Below are 18,666 nucleotides of genomic sequence, written 5' to 3'. Positions count from 1 at the left end.
GGGGTGCTCGCGCAGGCCGACATACTGATCGCCACCGCGGCCACCGCGAGGAGCCGGGCGGGCCTCGACGAGGGATTCATGAGGTCTCCTTCGGTGTTCACCGGGAGCGCCGGTGCGTTCCCGAACCCCAGGAGACCCGCTGCGGCGTGATCGGGACCACCGGGTGGGCCGCCGTCCGAGCGGGGCGGATGGCCGTAACGAATATGCGGATAACCTCATAGACGCTCTGCACGTCGCCCGACACCATGAGGCCCTATGAGATCGAGGCTGCTGGCCGGGTCGCTCGCCTTGACCGCGGCCGCCGCCACCACGACCGGGTCGGTGCTGGCCGGCGAGCAACCATTCGCGGCCGGCGGCTGGGTGTTCATCTTCGTCTCCTGGGGCTTCTCCGGGCTGGGCTGGCTGCTCGCCGACCGGCGTCCTGAGCTGCGTTACGGCTGGCTGCTGCTGGTCACCGGGCTGTCCTTCGGCCTTGGCGCGCTCGGCGCCGGACTGCGCACGACCGACGCTCCGGCGCTGGTCACCAGCCTCCTCGCCGCCATGTACGGACCCTTCTACGGCCTGACCCTGATCTTCGTGCCGCTGTTGTTCCCCGACGGCCGGCTGCCGCCGGGGCGTCGGTGGCGGGTCGTGGCGTGGATCTCCGGTGTCGCGATCGCGATTCACTCCACCGGGTTCGTCATCGACATCAGCCAGTACCGGAATCCGGCGGGGAGGTCGGCTGCCTTGCTGGTCGTGTCCGCCTTGAGCGGGCTCGGCCAGATCGTCACGTGGATCATGGGCTTCATCGTGCTCGCCGGGCTCGTCAGCCGCTGGCGGCGGGCGAAGGGTGAGCGCGGTCAGTACGCGCTGATGGTCGCGGGCCACTGCGCGACCCTGGCGGGGATGGTCATCGCGGCCCTCTCGATCACCGGCGTGCTCGGGACCTCGATGTACGGGGCGGCCGCGATGACGGGGCTCCTGTTCGTGGTGGGGTCGTTGCCGGGCGCCATCGCGGTGGCGATCGTGCGGCATCGGCTGCTCGACATCCGCGTCGGCATCCGCGGATCACGCCTGCACATGGTCTTCGACGTGCGCCCGACCGTGGACGAGGTGCTGTCCGACCTCGGCACGGCGCTGGAGGAGGCCGCCGAGCCGGTGGAGCAGCTCGGCCGGCTGGCCGCCGCGGTGCGGTCGGGGCTGGAGGTCACGTGGGCGGCCGTGGCGCTGCCCGACGGCACGCGCGTGGTCGCCGGACGGCAGGACGGCCCGCCGGCGCTGGAGGTGCTGGTGGGCGGCGGCCCCGGCCGCATCGAGTGCGGGCCCAAGATCGCCGGCCCGCTGAACCGCGTCGACCGGCGCCTCCTGCACTCCCTGGCCGTGCCCGCCGGGCTGGCCATCCAGAACGCCGCCCTGGTCTCCCGCCTGGTCAACGCCCAGGAGGCCGAACGCCGCCGCATCGAGCGCAACATCCACGACGGCGTGCAGCAGCAGCTCGTCGCCCTCATCGCCGGCCTCGAACTCGCCAGGGCAACCGGCGGGGCCGACCCCGGCATGCTCGCCGACCTGCGCGAGCAGGCCCGCCAGACGCTCGCCGACCTGCGGGAGCTGGCGGCCGGCATCCACCCGTCGTCCCTCAGCCAGGGCGGTCTGGTGGACGCGGTGGAGGAGCGCTGCTCCCGCCTGCCCGTCCGCACGACGGTGACCACGTCGCCGTCACTGCGCACGAGGCGCTTCGCCGACCGCGTCGAGGGCGCGATGTACTTCACCGTGAGCGAGTCCGTCGCCAACGCCCTCAAACACGCCGAGGCGGCGCACATCGACGTCCGCCTCGCCCACCACGACGGCCGGCTGCAGGCCACGGTGAGCGACGACGGCAAGGGCTTCGACCCGGCGACGGTGGGCCGCAGGGGCCTTGCGACCCTCGCCGACCGGCTCGACGCGCTGGGCGGCGGGCTGACGGTGCACAGCGGAACAGGGAAGGGAACACGGGTGAACGCGTGGGTGCCGGTCGATGGGTGAGCGAATCCGTACGGTGGTGGCCGACGACCACTACCTGGTGCGCGAGGGCACCCGAAGGCTGCTGGAGATGTCCGGCGAGGTGACGGTCGTGGGCGCGGTGGGCGACGCCGACGAGCTGCTCGACGCCGTCCGCCGCCTCGGGCCCGACGTGGTGGTCACCGACATCCGGATGCCCGGAGGGGAGTGGCGGCAGGGCTTCGAGGGCATCGACGCCGCCCACCGCATCCGCTCCGCGCACCCGAAGGTCGGGGTGGTGGTGCTGTCGCAGTTCTCCGACGCGTTGTTCGCGTTCGAGCTGTTCAAGCACGGCACCGAGGGCTACGCCTACCTGCTGAAGGACCGGGTGGGCGACCTCGACGAGCTGCTGGGCGCGATCAGGGCGGTGGCCTCCGGCGGGTCGGTCATCGACCCGAAGGTCGTGGAAGGCCTGCTGGCCAGGCACGACGTGCGCGGCCAGCGTGACGCGCTGACGGCCCGCGAGCGGGACGTGCTGCGCGAGATGGCCCACGGGCTGTCCAACTCGGCCATTGCCCGCACCCTGCACCTGTCGGTCTCGTCGGTGGAGAAGAACGTCAACGCCATCTTCACCAAGCTCGGCCTGGAGAACAGCGGCGACGTGCACCGGCGCGTCGCCGCCGTCCTCGCCTACCTGGGGCCCGACACGTCCTGACGGGTCCGGTACGCCAGGCGGCGCAGCAGGATCTCCGCCGGGCCGCGGTGCCCGGCACGCCGCATGAACTCGGCGATCAGCAGCGAGACCAGCCACGTCGCCGCGCCCACCCCGGTCGCCGCCGCCAGGCCGAGGTCGTCCTCCAGCCAGAGCCCGTAGGGGGAGAAGACCAGGAGGAACGCGACGGACTGGAAGAGGTAGAAGCTCATCGAGCGCTGCCCGAGCGCCTCCACGGCCGTCCTGAACCGGCCGCGGACCGCCCGGATCGCCACCAGTGCGACGATCGTCGCCATGCCGATGCCGCCGGCGTAGCCGGTGAGCGGCTGCGCGAACGACGCCGTCCACAGCGCCGCCCCGGAGGGGTGCGTCCACCACCCGGCCTGGATGAGAGCGGCCGGGACGCTACCGGCCACGGACAGCGCCGTGGTGATCACTGCGGCGCGCACCAGGAAGGAACGGTGCCGCTCGGGCTCGTCGAGGTAGCCCCGCCGGCCCGCCCACATGCCGATCAGCACGCCCGGCACCACCATGAGGAGACCGACGGCCAGGGTGACCGGCCAGCTCGTGACGCGCCCGCTCAGCAACTCGCCGAAGCCGGCGCCGTCCGTGGCGATGCTGCCCTTGGCGAACGTCGGGATGCCCTGCGACAGCGGGAACCCCATCGCCCCGCCGACCATGATCGTCGCCGGTACCATGACGAGCCCCGCCGTCCACAGCAGCGCCCGGTCCGAGCGCCGCAACAGCCCCACGAGCAGGACGGCCGCCAGCCCGTACGTGGCCAGGATGTCGATCGGGATGAGCAGCACGACGTGGGCGAACCCGATGGCGACCAGCCACCAGCCCCGCCGGCGCAGCAGCTTGCGGGCGCTCACCCACTCGTCGCCGCGCGCCAGCCGCCGGTTCAGCAGCTGGACCAGCGAGTAGCCGAACAGGAAGGCGAACAGCGGCCGGGCGTGGTTGTTGACGAACACCATGTGGAAGAAGCTCGTGATCTCGTTCGCCAGGCCGGGCCCGCGGCCGACGTCGGTGACGAACAGCGGGGCGTGCGCGAACGCGATGGCCAGCAGCATCACGCCGCGAGCGAGGTCGGGGGCCGGCGCCCGCCCGGTGGGCGCGCCGGACGGGCCGGGCGCGCGGGTCGGTGCAGGGGTTGAGGTGTTCACGGTGGTCTCCTCCGGGTCAGGGCGGGCAGTGTCGTCAGCCGCCGCCTCCGTGCGTGTGCGCCCCCGTGGCCGCCTCCACGGTCTTGCGCAGCGCCGTGGCGATCGGCTCGACGGGCATGGACAGGTGGTGGATCCGGTCTTCGCGCAGCCGCGACTCCCCCCGCGAGGGCATGACCGTCTTGAGCCCGGCGGAGGCGGACAGCGCCGCCAGCACGCGGACGCCGCCGTCCACCCGGGCCACGGGCCGGCCGCTGCGCAGCGCCCTGCCCACCCGTTCGGTGAGCCGGCGCGACACGTACGGCTTGCGCGGCGTGATGTGCTCGATCGGGAACAGCAGGATCCGGCGGCGCTCCACCCGGATCAGCCGGGCGGCCGCCAGGTCGTCGCGCACCAGGCGGAACGCCTGGGCGTGCTCCTTGCTGATCCATCGCCCCCAGGACCGCGGCCGCGAGGCGTTGATGTCCTTCCAGAGGGCCGCGTGCAGGGAGCCCTCGCGGGCCTTGGGCGGGCTGACCGCCCGCGCCTTGCCCGCGTCGTCGGCCAGATGGCCGGCCAGCAGCAGCTCGGCCAGGGCCGCGGCGCGCAGCAGGTATCCGAGTCGGCCGCGGTTGACCAGCTTCTGCTTGCGCAGGTCGAAGGCCAGCAGGAAGGCCGATCGGGTCAGCGGCTCATCCTGGTGCACCAGCGTCTGCATCGTCTGCTCCCTCCTCGTGCTCGTCGTCCTGCGGGGTCTTGCGAGGGCGTCCGCGGGGTCGCATCCCCCCGACGTTGTCGGGCAGGCGCCCGGCCTCGGACAGGGCCCTGCGCAGCAGGAACTCGATCTGGGAGTTCGTACTGCGCAGCTCGTCGGACGCCCATCTGGCCAGCGCGTCGTGGACCACCGGGTCGAGCCGCAGGAGGATCTTCTTGCGCTCCACGGTGCTTACTGGTAAAGCGTGCCGGTGTTGACCACGGGCTGGGTGTCGCGGTCGCCCACCAGCACGACGAGCAGGTTGCTGACCATGGCGGCCTTGCGTTCCTCGTCGAGCTCGACCACGTCGTGCTCGGCGAGCTTGGCCAGGGCCATCTCGACCATGCCGACCGCGCCCTCGACGATCCGCTGGCGGGCCGCCACGACCGCGCCGGCCTGCTGGCGGCGGAGCATCGCGTGGGCGATCTCCGGCGCGTACGCCAGATGGACGATGCGCGACTCGATGATCTTCACGCCCGCCGCGGCCACCCGGGCCGCGATCTCGGTCGACAGCTGCTCGTTGATCTCGTCGGCGTTGTCCCGCAGCGACAGCCGGGGGTCACCGTGGGAGTCGTACGGGTAGCTGCCCGCGATGTGGCGCACGGCCGTCTCCGCCTGGATCGCCACGAACTCCACGAAGTCGTCGACCTCGAAGACCGCCTGCGCGGTGTCCCGCACCTGCCAGACGACCACGGTCGCGATCTGGATGGGGTTGCCGTCGGCGTCGTTGACCTTCGTCACGTCCGTCTCGTGGTTGCGGATCCTCGTGGACACCCGGCGGCGCAACGTGATCGGGTTGACCCACTGGAAGCCGGGGGTGCGCAGGGTGCCGACGTAGCGGCCGAGCAGCTGCACGACCCGCGCCTCGCCGGGCGCGACCGCGGTCAGCCCGAAGCTCAGGACCAGCCCGGCGAGGATCGCCAGGCTGGTCAGCGCGACCAGCCACAAGCCGCCCTGGCCCCGGGCGAGCATGACGATCCCCATGATGAGCAGCGCGATCCCGGCCAGGACCAGCACCAGCGAGATCCCCAGCATCGCGAACCCGTTGGCGGCCCGCACCGGCCGCTCCTCGATGCGCGGCGCGGGCATGTCGACGACCGCCGCTTCGATCGCGACACCGCTCGACGTCTCCGTCATCGCCTCTCCCCTTCCCTATGACTTCACCTTGCTAGCAAAGTGATATCACTTTTTCGCACACGGGGAAACCCGCGGTCGCAGTCGGTAAGCCCATTGAGTCGCTCCCGCCACCTCTCCGGCGGAACCCATCGGCGCCGTCCGGCGCAGGGGTGGCATGCGGACGTTCATCACGCGAACCCTGGCGGTCCTGCTGCTTTCCGCGCCGGCGGCTCCCGCGAGTGCCGTGAGGGTGATGGCGCTGACCCATCTCGATCCGGTGCCCGCGTACTTCACGGGACGAGCCACACCATCGGCTTCCGGGTGCTGGAGAACGGCCGGCAGGCGGATCTCGGCAAGGTCGGCCTACCGCGTCCATGCCTCCCAAGGCTTCATGGCCCCGTACGCGCTCGGCACCCTGACCGTCCCGGGGACCTTCGAGGCCGATCGGCTGCCCCCGCACGTGCGGGCGTCGGACGGCCGGCACGTGCCGGATCGCTGGTATTCAGACCGCCCTGGTTCACCGCCGCCGGAGGCGGCAGGGCCCGGATCGACACGGACGTGATGCGCCGCCGAGTCAGGGGAGGGTGGCGGCGAGGCCGTCGAGGAGGGCGCGCAGGCCGTACTCGAAGGTGTGCTCCGGGGTGGCGTTGTAGTCGTCCGACGACGTGCCGAGGCGGGCGCGCAGGCGCGGGAAGTCGCCGGCGATCTCGCGCGCCCTGGCCATGGTGGCGCCGATCAGCGCCTCGGGATCCTTGCCGGTACGGCTCAGCCGCTTGGTGAGCGAGTCGAGCGCCGACATGCCGAGCACGTTGCCCAGCACGTACGTGAAGACGGCCGCCGACGCCAGATCGGCCGCCGCGCCCCGGAAGCCCGCGCCCTCGAAGACCGCGAGGCTGTGGTCGTCGTGCCGCGCCTTGGCGGGGCCGTAGAACAGGTGGGACCCGAACGCCTGCACCAGCCACGGGTGCCGGGCCAGCATGGCGTGCAGGCTGCCGGCCATCCGCGTCGCCGCCGTCCGCCAGTCGACGGCGTCGAGGTCGGGCAGCTCGACCTCGTCCCAGACCTGGTCGCCGGCCAGCAGGATGAGGTCGTCCTTGTTCTTGACGTGCCAGTAGACCGCCGTCGCGACCGTGCCGAGCCGCTTGCCGAGGTCGCGCATGTTGAGGCCGTCGAGGCCCTCCTCGTCGAGCAGCTCGACGGCGGTCCTGACGATCTGGTCGCGGCTCAGCGTGTCACGCGGCATGCCCGAACGATAGGGCATCGACCCGCAGTTGCACAAAGTTCAGGAATGTCTCTTGCACTTAGTTCAAGTCTCGGGCTACCTTCCTCTTGTACTTAGTTCAAGCGCCGGCGGTGGCCGGCACGAAGGAGCCCCCATGAACGTCGTCGTCGCCGTGACGCAGGTCCTCGTCGCCCTGGCATTCGTCAGCATCCCGCTCGTCCGCCACCGCTACGGAGCCGCCGCCACCGCCGGCGCCCACGCCGAGCTGGACCGCCAGGGCGTGCGCGGCTCCGTGCTCGCCGAGAACGGGATGAGGTTCGACGCCGGCGGGCACGAGACGTGGGCCCCCGGGGGCATCGCCGCCGTGATGGTCGCGGCGGCCGTGCTGAACGTCACCGCCGTCTCCTGGGCCGGCACGGTGACGTGGATCGTGCAGTCGCTCGTCCTGGTCGTCAACTGCCTCGTCGTCTACAGCCAGGTCACCGCGGTCTCGTCCGTACGGTCGGCCTTCGCCCGCAAGGGCGACCCGACGCTGGCCCGCATCGACGTGGTGGCCCTGCTGAAGGCGGCCGAGTCCGGCTTCCCGTCCTGGACGTGGAAGCTGGCGAACGCCCGCCACGTCGTGGTGTTCGGCGCCTCACTCCTCGCCCTCGCCCTCACCGCCGCGGCCTGAAGGGCGGACGCCATGACCGGCCTGATCGCCGCACTGCAACTGCTGCTCGCCACGACCTTCCTCGTCCTTCCGGTCACGGTCTGGTTCACCGGAGAGGCCGCACAGCGGGCCGCCGAGGCGGAGGTGGCCCGCCAGGGCCACGCGCCCGGCGTCCTCGCCCGTCACGGCATCCGCTTCGCCGAGCGGGCCTGGGAGTTCGGGCTGGCCCTCGCCATCGGCGCGGTCCTGGCCACGCTGGGCGCGCTCAACCTCGCCGGGGACGAGACCGGCCGCCTGCTGTCATGGGTCGTCACGCCGCTCGTCCTCGCCGGCGCCGGCTTCGTCACCACGAGCCAGGTGTTCGCGACCCGCTACACCGAGGCCGCCCTCGCGAAGTCAGGCGACCCGGCCGCGCGGGCCCTCGACGCCCGGCGGGTGATCGCCGCCGCGAGCTCTGGCTTCCCCTCCTGGCTGCGGCCCCTGGTGGTGGTGCGGTTCGTCCTCACCACCGCGGGCTCGCTCCTGGTGATCGTCCTGCTCGCGGCGGACGCGTACGTCAGCTGAGCCGCCACGTCACGGGCGTACACGCACCACCCGGTCCGCGGCCTCCCGCTCCCATCGGGGAGAGCCGCGGACGCCGCGTTCCAGCGCCCGCGCGACCTTGCGCCGTGTCAGTCGAAGACGGCCGGAGGCGGGACGGGGGCGAGGACGGGGTCGCCGTCCCTGATCGGGGCCGCGCCCGCGATGAAGTGGGTCAGCGCCTCGCCGTGCACGCAGCGCGCCTGCGTCAGCCCGCCCGCCGCCCGCCGCGTGAGCAGGTCGACCGGCAGCTCCGTACGGGAGGCCGCCACGATGAGGTTGCCGAAGCGCCGCCCCCGCATGACCCCCGGCTCGGCCAGCAGCGCCACATGGCCGAACGTGCCCGTCACCGTGGCCAGCAGCCGTTTGGCGAAGGCCAGACCCTTGCCGTCGGCCATGTTGATCAGCAGCGTCCCGCCGGGACGCAGGACGCGCGCCAGATCGCCCATGTACTCGGCCGTCGCCAGCTCCACCGGCATCGTCGCCCCGACGAACGCGTCGAGCACCATCAGGTCGGCCGTGGCGTCCCAGACCTTGGCGGTACCCTCGCGCCCGCCCGCGACGATGACCTTGAGCTTGGGCACCGAACGCAGGCCGAGCTGCTCGCGTACGAGGTTGACCAGCAGGCCGTCGGGCTCGATGACGATGTGGCGTGACCCGGGCCGGGTGGCCGAGACGTAACGGGGGATCGTGCAGGCGCCGCCGCCGACGTGGACACAGCTCAGCGGACCCTCGGAGAGGAGGTCGATCACGTCCGCCATAAGCCGTACATACTCAAATTCCAGAAATGTCGGGTCTTGTAGGTCTACGTACGACTGAGGTACGCCATCCTTGGACAACATCCAGCCGTCCTGCCTGTCCAGGTCCCGGAGAAGCTCGACCTCGCCGAACGTCACCGGATACAGGCCGGGCATCGGTTCCCGCTGTCCACGTACCACGTCAGATCCCTCCCTGGGAGAACCGTATGCGACGACGAAGGCTGATTGTGCTCGTCATCGCGCTTGTCGCGATAGTCGGGGCCGGTGCTTTCGCCGTCGCGTCCGCCAACCGGGTCAAGGGCGGCGCCGAGCAGACGGCCGAGGAGTACTTCGACGCCTGGCGCCGGGGCGACGTGATGGCCATGGTCAGGCTGGTGGACCAGCCGCCGTCCGACTTCGCCGAGCGGCACCGCGCGCTGAGTGAGGACCTGCACGTCGAGTCGCTCCGGCTCACTCCCGGCAGTCCGCGTGAGACCGGGGACGAGAGCGCCGAGGTGCCGTTCGCGGGGGTGCGCGAGCTCGCCGAGCTGGGGCCCTGGCCGTTCGACGGCGTCCTGCGGCTGGGCGTGCGCGACCGCGCCCGGAAGGTCCTGTGGACGCCCGAGACGCTGCACCCGCTGCTCAAGGACGGCGGCACGCTGGAGCTGACGGAGATCGACGCCTCGGCGGCCGAGCTCGTCACCAGCGAGGGCGAGAAGATCCCCAACGACAGCTACGCCGAGGCCTACCTCGAACCGCTCAGGCCCGAGTTCGCCGAGGCCAACCACGGGTGGGCGCTGGTGTCGAAGGTGCCGGGGCAGCCCGACCGGCAGCTGATCACCCGCCGGCCGGAGGCGAACGTCGAGCGCACCACCCTGTCGCGCCCGGTGCAGGCCGCGGCGGCCCGCGCGCTGGACGCCGTGGACGACTCCGCGATCGTCGTCATCCGGCCGAGCACCGGCGAGATCCTGGCGCTCGCCGACCGTCTGCGCGACAACTACAGCGCCGTGCGCGACGTGTTCCCGCCCGGCTCCGTGTTCAAGACGATCACCGCGGCGGCGCTGCTCAAGACCGGTCTCGACCCGGCGGCGCAGGTCGGCTGCCCGGGTGCGTACACGATCCCGTTCCACCGCTCCTTCACCAACGACGGCGAGGTGGACCGCGGGGTCGTGACGTTCACCGACGCCTTCGCCCACTCCTGCAACACCACGTTCGTCGAGCAGGCCACGACGCGGCTCACCGGCGAGGAGCTGAGCAGGACGGCGGACGAATGGGGGTTCGGCCGGTCGGTCGCGACCGGCATCGGCGGCACCTGCGGCGCTGTTCCGGCCGCCGCCGACCTCGACGTGCTCGCCGCCGACGCGATCGGCCAGGGCGAGGTCGTGGCGAGCCCGCTGTGCATGGCCGCGCTGGCCGCCGCCGTGGAGAGCGGCGTCTGGCGCTCGCCCCGGCTGCTGTCGGAGGAGCAGGTACGCCGCGTCGACGGCGTGCCGGGCGAGGACGCCCCGATGGACGCCGGCATCGTGGCCGCGCTCCGGGACATGATGCGGGCCGTGGTCGACCACGGCACGGCCAGTGACGCCGGGCTTCCCCCCGACGTGTCGGGCAAGACGGGCACGGCCGAGGTCGAGGGGGAGACCTCGCACGCCTGGTTCATCGGCTTCCGCGAGGACCTGGCCTTCTGCGTGTTCGTCCGGCACGGCGGATCGGGACGGGCCGCGGCCGCGCCGATCGCCGCCCGTTTCCTGAACGGCGTGTGATCTCGGTCTCGGCGAAGCGGCGGAAACCGTAACCTACGGTACCGTAGGTTTCTATGACGACCATCACCGTGAAGCCGAGGCTGCGTGGCTGGTTGCATGCCGGGGCGCTGCCCGTGACGCTGGTCGCGGGCTTCGTGCTCGTGGCGCTCGGCCCCACTGTGCAGGCCCGCCTGGCCAGTGCCGTCTACGCGATCACGTCGGCCCTGCTGTTCGGCATCTCCGCGACCTACCACCGCGGCACGCTCGGCCCCCGGCTGGCCGAGTTCCTGCGCAGGATCGACCACGCGAACATCTACCTGATCATCGCGGGCACGTACACGCCGTTCGCGCTGCTGGCCCTGGAGGGGGTCGCGCGGGTGGCGGTGCTGTCGGTTATCTGGGGCGGGGCCCTGGCCGGGGTGCTGTTCCGGATGCTCTGGATGGGCGCGCCGCGCTGGCTCTACACCGTGCTCTACCTGGCGCTGGGCTGGGCGGCGATCTTCGTCATGCCGCAGCTGCTGGACGGCGCGGGCGTGGCCGCGGTGGTCCTGGTGGCCGTCGGAGGCGTGTTCTACTCGGCCGGCGCCGTCGTGTACGGCCTGCGCCGGCCCGACCCCTCACCCCGCTGGTTCGGCTTCCACGAGATCTTCCACGCCTTCACCATCGCCGCCTACCTCGTGCAGTACATCGCGGTGTCGATCGTGGTCTACTCGCACGGATGACGCCGGCGTCCGGACGTCCAGATCGCTGATATTTGACCCCGTACTGGGCTCTTTTCGGGTGCATCCCGGAAAAGCAGACCAGCATGGTAGATGTCTCTCGGTCGTGGTGGCTGCTGCTGCTCCGCGGTCTCGCGGCCGTCGTCTTCGGCTTCCTCGCGCTGCTCTGGCCCGGGATCACCGTGCTCGCCCTGGTGGCCTTCTTTGGCGCGTACGCCCTGGTCAGCGGGATCTTCGCGCTGTTCGCCGGCTTCCGGCACGCGACGCGATCGAGGGCCTGGCTCATCGTCACCGGCGTCATCGGGATCCTGGCCGGCATCGTGGCATTGGTCTGGCCGGGCATCACCTCCCTCGCCCTGCTCTACGTCGTGGCCGTCTGGGCCGTCTTCAGCGGCGTGGCGGAGATCGCGGCCGGGATCCACCTGCGCAAGGTCATCCACAACGAGTGGGCGTTCATCGTGGCCGGCGCCCTGTCGGTGCTCGTCGGCGTCCTGCTGATCATCTGGCCCGGCGCGGGCCTGGTCAGCCTCGCCTGGCTCGTCGGCGTCTTCGCGATCCTCTACGGCATCGCCATGATCGCCCTGGCATTGCGGGTGAAGAACTTCTCCAACAGGGTAGATGTCCCATAAATTTTACGTATATACCTGTATTCCACCGTAGGAATGCCGTGGAGGCGCCATGGACGTACACGCCCGCCTTGCCCGCCACCTCCTCGTCGACGGATACCGCCTCGTGCTGGACCTGGAGCTCAGCCGCGGTTCCTGGCTGGTCGACGCCCGCGACGGCCGCCGCTACCTCGACTTCTACACGTTCTTCGCCTCCGCGCCGCTCGGCGTGAACCCGCCCTTCGACCCCGACTTCGTCCGCCTGCTCGGCCAGGTCGCGCGCAACAAGCCGGCCAACCCCGACATCTACACCGAGCACCTGGCCGACTTCGTCGACACCTTCGTCCGCGTGCTGGGCGACCCCGACCTTCCCCACCTGTTCTTCGTCGAGGGCGGCGCCCTGGCCGTCGAGAACGCGCTCAAGACCGCGTTCGACTGGAAGAGCCGCCGCAACGAGGCCGCCGGCAGGTCACGCGACCTCGGCACCAAGGTCATGCACCTGACCAGGGCCTTCCACGGCCGCAGCGGCTACACCCTCAGCCTGACCAACACCGAGCCGGCCAAGACCGACCGCTTCCCCCGCTTCGACTGGCCGCGCATCGACGTGCCCGCCATCCACCTCGGTGACGTCGAGACCGCCGAGGAACGCGCGCTCGCCCAGGCCCGCGAGGCTTTCGAACGCCACCCGCACGACATCGCCTGCTTCATCGCCGAGCCCATCCAGGGAGAGGGCGGCGACAACCACATGCGGCCCGAGTTCCTGCGCGCCATGCAGGACCTGTGCCACGAGTACGATGCCCTGTTCGTCCTCGACGAGGTGCAGACCGGCGGCGGGACGACCGGGACGCCGTGGGCGTACCAGCAGCTGGGCCTCGCCCCCGACGTGGTGGCGTTCGCCAAGAAGGTCCAGGTCGGCGGGATCATGGCGGGCCGCCGGGTGGACGAGGTGCCCGACAACGTGTTCCAGCAGAGCGGGCGGATCAACTCGACGTGGGGCGGCGGCCTGGTCGACATGGTGCGCAGCCGCGGCATCCTGGAGATCGTCGAACGCGACGGCCTCATCGAACGGGCCGGCACGGTCGGCGCCATGCTCCTCGAACGCCTCACCAAACTGGAGGCCGGGCACCCCGAGACCCTGTCGAACGTCCGCGGCCGCGGCCTGATGTGCGCGTTCGACCTGCCCGACCAGGCCGCCCGCGACGCGCTGGTGACCCGGCTCAGGGAGCAGCACGGGGTCCTGGTGCTGCCCTGCGGGCCCCGCTCCGTACGGCTGCGCCCGGCGCTGAACATCGCGGAGGCCGACGTCGAGCACGGCCTGGCAGCCGTGGACGCCGCCCTTTCTACTGGGTGACGCTGGTGGCGGTGCGCCGGGGCCCGGCGTAGCGCCACAGGAAGTTGAGCAGGACACTGACGCGGTTACGCCCGCCCAGCAGGTACGCGACGTGGATGAAGATCCACGCCAGCCAGGCGGGCAGCCCGCGCATCGTCGTCCCGTTGGGCAGCTGCAGCACGGCCTCCGCCTTGCCCACGGTCGCCATGATCCCCGGATCACGGTACGAGAACGACCGCACCGGCAGCCCCTTCGAGGCCGCGATGATCTGCTTGCCCACGTGCTTGCCCATCTGGATCGCCGGCTGGGCGAGCTGGGGCAGCGGGCTGGGCGGCCCGGACAGGTCGCCGGCCACGAAGATCTCGGGATGCTCGGGGACGTTCAGCGCCTCCGTGAGCGTCACCCTGCCGCCCTTGCCCTGCGGCAGCCCCCAGGAGCCCACCTCGGGGGGCGCGGTGACACCCAGCGCCCACACGGTCACGTCGCTCGGCAGCCGCGTGCCGTCCTCCAGCACCACCGCGTCCGGCTCGACGGAGGCCACCGTGGAGCCCAGCCGCAGGTTCACGCCCCGCTTGCGCAGCGCCTTGGCCGCCGCGTCCCGCAACCGCGGCTTGTACGGCGCCAGCACGAAGTCGAACCGCTCCACCAGCGTCACGCTGGTCTGCGCGGGACGCACCTCGGGATGGGTGAGCGGCAGCGTGCGCCGGCGCAGCTCCGCCAGCGTGCCGGCCATCTCGACGCCGGTCGCCCCGGCGCCCACCACCACGACGTGCATGCTCTTGCGCCGGCCCGTCGCGGTGTCCTCCAGGTAGTGCTGCAGCCGCCGCCGCAGCCCCGCGGCGTCGCCGAGCGAGTAGATCGGCAGCGCGTTCTCCCGCGAGCCCGGCACGTTGAGCCAGTTGGTCGTGACGCCCGTGGCCAGCACCAGGTAGTCGTAGTCGAGGCCGGTGCCGTCCTCGAACTCCACCCGCCGCTCGTCCGGCAGCACCTTGCTCAGCGCGGCCCGGCGCGCCCGCACGTTCGGCCACTTGGCGGTGTATGTCCTGACCGGGTACGACACGTCGCTCGTGCCCAGCCCGGCCGTGGCGACCTGGTAGAGCAGCGGCTGGAAGGTCGCGTACGGATTGCGGTCGACCAGCGTCACGAGGGCGCCGCCCTTGGCCAGCTCGCGAGTGGCGGCTAGCCCGGCGAAACCCGCGCCCACGACGACGACCCGCGCTCTTTGCACCATGCCAAGTCACTCCCCTTGAACGACGTCAAGGATGCCTCTGGCACTCTCAGCATCTCTTAAACCCCTATGCCGGGAACCACCCGGAAAGTCCCAGGTCCACGCGACGGCTCAGGAGGTCCGGTTCAGGATGACACCCGTCACTCCTGGCGGGAGCGCCACAGGCCGATGGCGCGGACGCGCGAGTCGACCCCCAGCTTGGCGTAGATGCGGTTGACGTGGTTCTTCACGGTCTTCTCGCTGAGGAACAGTCGCTGCGCGATCTCGCCGTTGGACTGCCCCGTGGCGATCAGGTCCATGACCTCTGCTTCACGCTTGCTCAGAGACGTGAACACGCTGTCGAACGCGGCGTCTTCGACTCTCATCCGGCCTCCGGGTGGCGCGCAGTCGGTCAGATCGCCGATGCCCCCGTGCTTCCGGCGTTAGCGGTAGACAGTGAGCATAACCCGCAATGTCGCGATTTGGGGCGGTTGTCGGGAAAAACGACAACGGCCGGTCCCAAAGGAACCGGCCGTTGCCCGTGGGGTGAGTGAAGGGACTTGAACCCTCGACATCCAGGACCACAACCTGGCGCTCTGCCAACTGAGCTACACCCACCGCGGCCACCACCTGAGTGGTGGCGACAGGAAAAGTGTAGCGGGGTTCGGGAGCTTTTACGCCACACCTTTAGCCCGTGACGCGCTCGGCGAGTGCTCTGGCGGTCGCCGAATCGGGCCCGGGCTGGCCCACGAAGATGGCCGCGCGGTAGTAGCGGAGCTCCCTGATCGACTCCGTGATGTCGGCCAAAGCCCTGTGTCCGCCTTGCTTCTCGGGCGCGGCGAAGTAGACACGGGGGTACCATCGGCGAACCAGTTCCTTGATCGACGAGACGTCGATCATCCGGTAGTGCAAATACGCATCCACCCCGGGCATGTCGCGCGCGATGAACGTGCGGTCGGTGCCGATCGAGTTGCCGCACAGCGGCGCCTTCTTCGGCTCGGGGATGTGGCGGCGGATGTAGTCGAGCACGAGCGACTCGGCCTCCGCCAGAGTCACCCCGCCCGCCAGCTCGGGCAGCAGCCCGGAGGCGGTGTGCATCTCGCGTACGACCTGCGACATCTGCTCCAGCGACTCGGGCGGTGGCTTGATGACCACGTCGACGCCTTCGTCCAGCTGATTCAGCTCGCTGTCGGTGATGACGCATGCCACCTCGACGAGCGCGTCGCGACCCAGGTCGAGCCCGGTCATCTCGCAGTCGATCCAGACCAGCAAGTCACTCATTCGATCTCCTCGCCCAGCGGCTCGGAGCACTCCAATCCGCCCGCTTGTCATCCACCAGCCTAGTGCCACGCGTCAGGCCGGCTCGAGCGAGCCGAGAACCTGGCTCACCACATCCGTGCCGAGATTGTCGGGAACGGAGACGTACAGCATGGCCGGGCTCTGCCCCTCGCCGCGGTCCATCAGCACGATCGCGCCGTTCTCCTTCTTCCACGCGTAGCCGTTCTCTTCGGAGATCTTGCTGAAGTCGAGCTCGAACCGGAGCACCCACGCGTCCCTGTCGCCGATCTTCATCGCCTTGTCCTCGACGATCCGGCTCTCGTGGGCGAGCGTGTAGAACCGGCTGGAGAAGTCGACGTAGACCGCCTTGGCGGTGTCGCCCATCCCCGAGACGCCCGAGTAGGGATAGAGCTCGTGGAGCGGGCCGGTGTAGACGTTGCCGATCCAGTCGTGGTCCCGGCCGTCGTAGTTCTGCTGCGCGGTGGCCTGCGCCGCGGCCGTCCACAGCTGCCTGCTCGGGTCACCGCTGTTGACCGACGCGTACGGCGGCACCGTCCAGCCGTCGGGCACCTCGAACGACAGGCCGCTGCGCGGATCGGTGATCTGGTCGCCCGACGGCTGGGGGAACGCGCCGGCGTCCTCGCTGGGCGGCAGGGACGGCGGCTCCTGGGAGGGCGGGATGTACCTGTCGCTCGGCGCCGGGGGCTCGGGGGACGCGCTCTGCGTGACGGGCCGGTTGACGAAGACCACCGCCACCACGATCAGCGTCAGCACCACCAGCGCCGACAGGCCGCCGAACACCCACGGCAGCGGGCTGCGCTGCTTGGGCGGCGGGCCGCCCCACTGCGGCTGGGCCGGCGCCGGGTGACCGTAGGCGGACTGGCCGTGGGTCGGCCGGCCGTACTGGAGGGTGGGGTTCGCGGGCGTCGCGGACCAGCCGGGATCGGACTGCGGCTGCGGTTGCGGCTGCGGTCCGGAGGGCGGCTGCTCCTCTGGTGCCCCCTGCTGGTGGGCGTGGATGGCATCCGTCCACTGTTTACCGTCCCACCAGCGGAGGTGGGGCTCTCCGTAGGGGTCCGGATACCATCCCGCGGGGGTCTGCGTGGTCATGTTCGCCAGGTTAATAAGAACCGCTTTGATATGCATTGCTGCTTCAGCACTTGTACCTGAAGCTTGCCCTACCGGTGCGTACGGGGCCGGGCGTGACGATCCGCAGCGTGGCCGTGGCCCTGACATCGCTCTCGCCGCGCAGCGTCCACCGTAGCGGCAGGGTGTAGGAGGTCTGGCCGGAACGCGTGCGTAACGTTCCCCTGACGACGTCCTCGTCCAGGTTCTTGCGCCATTCGTAGGTGATCTCGCCTGGGGCGCCGTTGGTGACGACCGTGCCGGTGATGACGACGGCGCTGTCGCAGCCCTGCGTCCTCTTCGGCGCCACCACGTCGACCGAGCTGACCGCGAGCTCCGGCGCGTCGCCCATCCGGAGCCAGGCCAGGACCGCACCTACGATGATCACCGCGAACCCGGCCGTGGACAGGATCGTCCGCCGGCGCCGGGCCCGCGAACGCCTGGCCGCCCGCCCGGCGCGTTGCAGGGTGACCGCGTCGCCGCCGGACCGCCAGATCCGCTGCGCCGCCGTCTCCCCGCCCTGCTCCTGCGCCCCGACCCCTGGCCCGAACCGCGCCGGGCCGGGGGTCTCGCCGGTGCTCGGGGCGGTGGTCGGGGCGAACCGCGCCGGCCCGGTCGTCCCTTCGGGAACGTGCAGCAGGGTGACGATGTCCCCCTCATCAACCCCGTACGTCCCTTCGGGCACGTGGCGCAAGGTGACGATGTCCCCTTCGTCGGCCATCCCGTACGGCGAGGTCGCGTGCGGGGGTGCCTGCGCGAAGGCGGACCGGTCGCGGGCCGCCCGTGACAGCGTGTCCCTGCCGATCCGGCCGCCGGGCAGCACGCCGCGCCCGTCGATGAGCACGTCGCGGGCGGCGGCCAGGCCATGGCCGCCGGCGGTGGCGGCCGCGCGTTCGAACAGCTCGGCCACCGCAGACGCCCCGAAGGACGCGGCCAGCACACGGGCCAGCGCCGCCCACCCCGCCACGTCATGCCCAGGCGCCGAGGCCCGGTCACGCACGGCGTCGGCCAGCCCCCGTTCCGACAGCAGAGCGGCCCCCTCGGCGGTGATCACGACCGTACGCGGATGCACCGAGCCGTGCGTGACCCCCGCGGCGTGCAGCGTGAGCAGCGTCTGAGCCGTCTCCACCAGCACGCACGCCGCCCCACCCGCCTCCACGCCGCCGACGGCCGGGTTCGCTCGCCGCGCGGTGGTGGTGAGGAGGTCGGACAGGGTGGGCGTGACCGCCTGGGCGGTGAGCAGCCAGACCTGGTCGCCCGCCGCGACCACGTCGGCCACCGGGACCAGGCCGGTCAGGCCGCCGAGCACGAGCCGCTGGTCGATCATGACGGCTCGCACCACGCGGTCGCGCACGCCGGGCAGGCCGATGACCGCCCGGTCGAACAGCAGCGCGCCCGCCCGGCGTCCGTCGGGTGAGATGGCGTCGATCCAGTGTCCGAGCTCGGTCAGCCAGGTGTGCTGGGTGAGCCGGAATCCGGCGATGCCGGGTCCAGTGTTGTCCATCGCCGTCGCCCCCGGCGCGTCTAACGCGTCCTTCTGTGGCGACCGGCCATGCGTCGCCTCACCGCAAGTGTGGCCGGTATCGCGCCGGACGTCACGAGGCCCAGCGCCACGAGTGCTGCCGTGGGGGCGGACGTCAGGGTCGGCTCTTCCCCGGGCCCGTCGTCGTCGGTGTCTCCGTCTCTCGGGCCGCCGTCTGTGGGGTCCGTGTCTGTGGGGTCTGGGTCTGGGGACTCGCCGTCGCCGGGTGTTCCGGTGGGGGAGGGATCGCCGTCATCGGTGGGGACGGGTG

Annotated in this window: 19 protein-coding genes and 1 tRNA gene; 8 read left to right on the top strand and 12 right to left on the bottom strand. The window is 71.3% G+C overall.

Features of this window, described 5'->3' with window-relative positions:
* Positions 1-255 precede the first annotated feature (255 nt).
* Both E1286_RS36550 and E1286_RS36545 read left to right on the top strand, forming a co-directional pair.
* Positions 256-2,001, top strand: coding sequence for a sensor histidine kinase (locus tag E1286_RS36550; protein ID WP_132620053.1), 1,746 nt, complete (start codon positions 256-258; stop codon positions 1,999-2,001).
* Positions 1,994-2,671: a response regulator transcription factor gene (locus E1286_RS36545; RefSeq protein ID WP_132620051.1), complete on the top strand. Its 678-nt coding sequence runs from the start codon at positions 1,994-1,996 to the stop codon at positions 2,669-2,671. Before E1286_RS36550 ends, E1286_RS36545 begins: the two co-directional genes overlap by 8 nt.
* On the opposite strand, the gene E1286_RS36540 is transcribed toward E1286_RS36545, so the two are convergent.
* From E1286_RS36540 to E1286_RS36520, 5 genes are all read right to left on the bottom strand, one after another.
* Entirely contained in the window at positions 2,647-3,834 is a 1,188-nt protein-coding gene (locus E1286_RS36540) for a DUF418 domain-containing protein (protein ID WP_246075484.1), read from the bottom strand. The two genes, E1286_RS36545 and E1286_RS36540, sit on opposite strands and share 25 nt — an antisense overlap.
* A gap of 34 nt (positions 3,835-3,868) precedes the next feature.
* Positions 3,869-4,528 (bottom strand): GOLPH3/VPS74 family protein, encoded by a 660-nt coding sequence (locus E1286_RS36535; protein WP_132620049.1) that lies wholly within the window; start codon positions 4,526-4,528, stop codon positions 3,869-3,871.
* Positions 4,503-4,751 carry a type II toxin-antitoxin system antitoxin gene (locus E1286_RS36530; RefSeq protein WP_132620047.1) on the bottom strand — a complete coding sequence of 83 codons (249 nt, stop codon included), beginning with the start codon at positions 4,749-4,751 and terminating at the stop codon, positions 4,503-4,505. Before E1286_RS36530 ends, E1286_RS36535 begins: the two co-directional genes overlap by 26 nt.
* A gap of 5 nt (positions 4,752-4,756) precedes the next feature.
* On the bottom strand, positions 4,757-5,701 hold the full coding sequence (locus E1286_RS36525) for an SPFH domain-containing protein (protein ID WP_132620045.1): 945 nt from the start codon (positions 5,699-5,701) through the stop codon (positions 4,757-4,759).
* A gap of 553 nt (positions 5,702-6,254) precedes the next feature.
* Positions 6,255-6,923 carry a TetR/AcrR family transcriptional regulator gene (locus tag E1286_RS36520; protein ID WP_132620043.1) on the bottom strand — a complete coding sequence of 223 codons (669 nt, stop codon included), beginning with the start codon at positions 6,921-6,923 and terminating at the stop codon, positions 6,255-6,257.
* 133 nt (positions 6,924-7,056) lie between these two features.
* Between E1286_RS36520 and E1286_RS36515 the strand changes: the two genes are divergently transcribed.
* Positions 7,057-7,575 carry a hypothetical protein gene (locus E1286_RS36515; RefSeq protein ID WP_132620041.1) on the top strand — a complete coding sequence of 173 codons (519 nt, stop codon included), beginning with the start codon at positions 7,057-7,059 and terminating at the stop codon, positions 7,573-7,575.
* 12 nt (positions 7,576-7,587) lie between these two features.
* The gene (locus E1286_RS36510) at positions 7,588-8,118 is read left to right on the top strand and encodes a hypothetical protein (RefSeq protein ID WP_132620039.1); all 531 of its coding nucleotides are present in this window, start codon (positions 7,588-7,590) and stop codon (positions 8,116-8,118) included.
* 107 nt (positions 8,119-8,225) lie between these two features.
* On the opposite strand, the gene E1286_RS36505 is transcribed toward E1286_RS36510, so the two are convergent.
* Entirely contained in the window at positions 8,226-8,975 is a 750-nt protein-coding gene (locus tag E1286_RS36505) for a spermidine synthase (RefSeq protein WP_281282817.1), read from the bottom strand.
* Between the two features lie 122 nt (positions 8,976-9,097).
* On the opposite strand from E1286_RS36505, the gene E1286_RS36500 reads away from it, so the two are divergent.
* The 4 genes from E1286_RS36500 to lat all read left to right on the top strand — a co-directional run bounded on the left by E1286_RS36500 (position 9,098) and on the right by lat (position 13,284).
* Positions 9,098-10,630, top strand: coding sequence for a penicillin-binding transpeptidase domain-containing protein (locus tag E1286_RS36500; protein WP_132620037.1), 1,533 nt, complete (start codon positions 9,098-9,100; stop codon positions 10,628-10,630).
* A gap of 53 nt (positions 10,631-10,683) precedes the next feature.
* Positions 10,684-11,331: a PAQR family membrane homeostasis protein TrhA gene (gene trhA / locus E1286_RS36495; RefSeq protein WP_165970075.1), complete on the top strand. Its 648-nt coding sequence runs from the start codon at positions 10,684-10,686 to the stop codon at positions 11,329-11,331.
* Positions 11,332-11,414: 83 nt separating this feature from the next.
* Positions 11,415-11,957, top strand: coding sequence for an HdeD family acid-resistance protein (locus E1286_RS36490; protein ID WP_132620035.1), 543 nt, complete (start codon positions 11,415-11,417; stop codon positions 11,955-11,957).
* Positions 11,958-12,006: 49 nt separating this feature from the next.
* Positions 12,007-13,284 carry an L-lysine 6-transaminase gene (gene lat, locus E1286_RS36485; RefSeq protein WP_132620033.1) on the top strand — a complete coding sequence of 426 codons (1,278 nt, stop codon included), beginning with the start codon at positions 12,007-12,009 and terminating at the stop codon, positions 13,282-13,284.
* Here the strand turns inward: lat and E1286_RS36480 are convergent.
* The 6 genes from E1286_RS36480 to E1286_RS36455 all read right to left on the bottom strand — a co-directional run bounded on the left by E1286_RS36480 (position 13,274) and on the right by E1286_RS36455 (position 18,377).
* Positions 13,274-14,494, bottom strand: a complete 1,221-nt coding sequence (locus tag E1286_RS36480) for an NAD(P)/FAD-dependent oxidoreductase (protein ID WP_132620031.1) — start codon at positions 14,492-14,494, stop codon at positions 13,274-13,276. The genes lat and E1286_RS36480 overlap by 11 nt on opposite strands.
* Positions 14,495-14,631: 137 nt before the next feature.
* Positions 14,632-14,856: a helix-turn-helix domain-containing protein gene (locus tag E1286_RS36475; protein ID WP_132620029.1), complete on the bottom strand. Its 225-nt coding sequence runs from the start codon at positions 14,854-14,856 to the stop codon at positions 14,632-14,634.
* A 156-nt stretch (positions 14,857-15,012) separates the two neighbouring features.
* Positions 15,013-15,088: transfer RNA gene (locus tag E1286_RS36470), tRNA-His, on the bottom strand.
* Between the two features lie 69 nt (positions 15,089-15,157).
* Complete coding sequence (orn, locus tag E1286_RS36465; protein WP_132620027.1) at positions 15,158-15,751, bottom strand: oligoribonuclease; 594 nt, start codon at positions 15,749-15,751, stop codon at positions 15,158-15,160.
* 72 nt (positions 15,752-15,823) lie between these two features.
* Positions 15,824-16,858: a DUF2510 domain-containing protein gene (locus tag E1286_RS49575; protein WP_223190769.1), complete on the bottom strand. Its 1,035-nt coding sequence runs from the start codon at positions 16,856-16,858 to the stop codon at positions 15,824-15,826.
* 43 nt (positions 16,859-16,901) lie between these two features.
* The gene (locus E1286_RS36455) at positions 16,902-18,377 is read right to left on the bottom strand and encodes a protein kinase family protein (protein WP_132620025.1); all 1,476 of its coding nucleotides are present in this window, start codon (positions 18,375-18,377) and stop codon (positions 16,902-16,904) included.
* Positions 18,378-18,666: the final 289 nt, after the last annotated feature.

This window comes from Nonomuraea terrae, assembly GCF_004348995.1.
Taxonomy (GTDB): domain Bacteria; phylum Actinomycetota; class Actinomycetes; order Streptosporangiales; family Streptosporangiaceae; genus Nonomuraea; species Nonomuraea terrae.
Note: the sequence above shows the minus strand (reverse complement) of the source record. Positions and strands in the feature narration are given on the sequence as shown.

Coding starts and splice junctions, on each gene's coding strand:
- E1286_RS36455 (WP_132620025.1), bottom strand. CDS start 18,377: ATGGACAACACTGGACCCGGCATCGCCGGATTCCGGCTCACCCAGCAC.
- E1286_RS36475 (WP_132620029.1), bottom strand. CDS start 14,856: ATGAGAGTCGAAGACGCCGCGTTCGACAGCGTGTTCACGTCTCTGAGC.
- orn (WP_132620027.1), bottom strand. CDS start 15,751: ATGAGTGACTTGCTGGTCTGGATCGACTGCGAGATGACCGGGCTCGAC.
- trhA (WP_165970075.1), top strand. CDS start 10,684: ATGACGACCATCACCGTGAAGCCGAGGCTGCGTGGCTGGTTGCATGCC.
- E1286_RS36545 (WP_132620051.1), top strand. CDS start 1,994: ATGGGTGAGCGAATCCGTACGGTGGTGGCCGACGACCACTACCTGGTG.
- E1286_RS36515 (WP_132620041.1), top strand. CDS start 7,057: ATGAACGTCGTCGTCGCCGTGACGCAGGTCCTCGTCGCCCTGGCATTC.
- E1286_RS36500 (WP_132620037.1), top strand. CDS start 9,098: ATGCGACGACGAAGGCTGATTGTGCTCGTCATCGCGCTTGTCGCGATA.
- E1286_RS36520 (WP_132620043.1), bottom strand. CDS start 6,923: ATGCCGCGTGACACGCTGAGCCGCGACCAGATCGTCAGGACCGCCGTC.
- E1286_RS36510 (WP_132620039.1), top strand. CDS start 7,588: ATGACCGGCCTGATCGCCGCACTGCAACTGCTGCTCGCCACGACCTTC.
- lat (WP_132620033.1), top strand. CDS start 12,007: ATGGACGTACACGCCCGCCTTGCCCGCCACCTCCTCGTCGACGGATAC.
- E1286_RS49575 (WP_223190769.1), bottom strand. CDS start 16,858: ATGACCACGCAGACCCCCGCGGGATGGTATCCGGACCCCTACGGAGAG.
- E1286_RS36550 (WP_132620053.1), top strand. CDS start 256: ATGAGATCGAGGCTGCTGGCCGGGTCGCTCGCCTTGACCGCGGCCGCC.
- E1286_RS36480 (WP_132620031.1), bottom strand. CDS start 14,494: ATGGTGCAAAGAGCGCGGGTCGTCGTCGTGGGCGCGGGTTTCGCCGGG.
- E1286_RS36505 (WP_281282817.1), bottom strand. CDS start 8,975: ATGTTGTCCAAGGATGGCGTACCTCAGTCGTACGTAGACCTACAAGAC.
- E1286_RS36525 (WP_132620045.1), bottom strand. CDS start 5,701: ATGACGGAGACGTCGAGCGGTGTCGCGATCGAAGCGGCGGTCGTCGAC.
- E1286_RS36535 (WP_132620049.1), bottom strand. CDS start 4,528: ATGCAGACGCTGGTGCACCAGGATGAGCCGCTGACCCGATCGGCCTTC.
- E1286_RS36490 (WP_132620035.1), top strand. CDS start 11,415: ATGGTAGATGTCTCTCGGTCGTGGTGGCTGCTGCTGCTCCGCGGTCTC.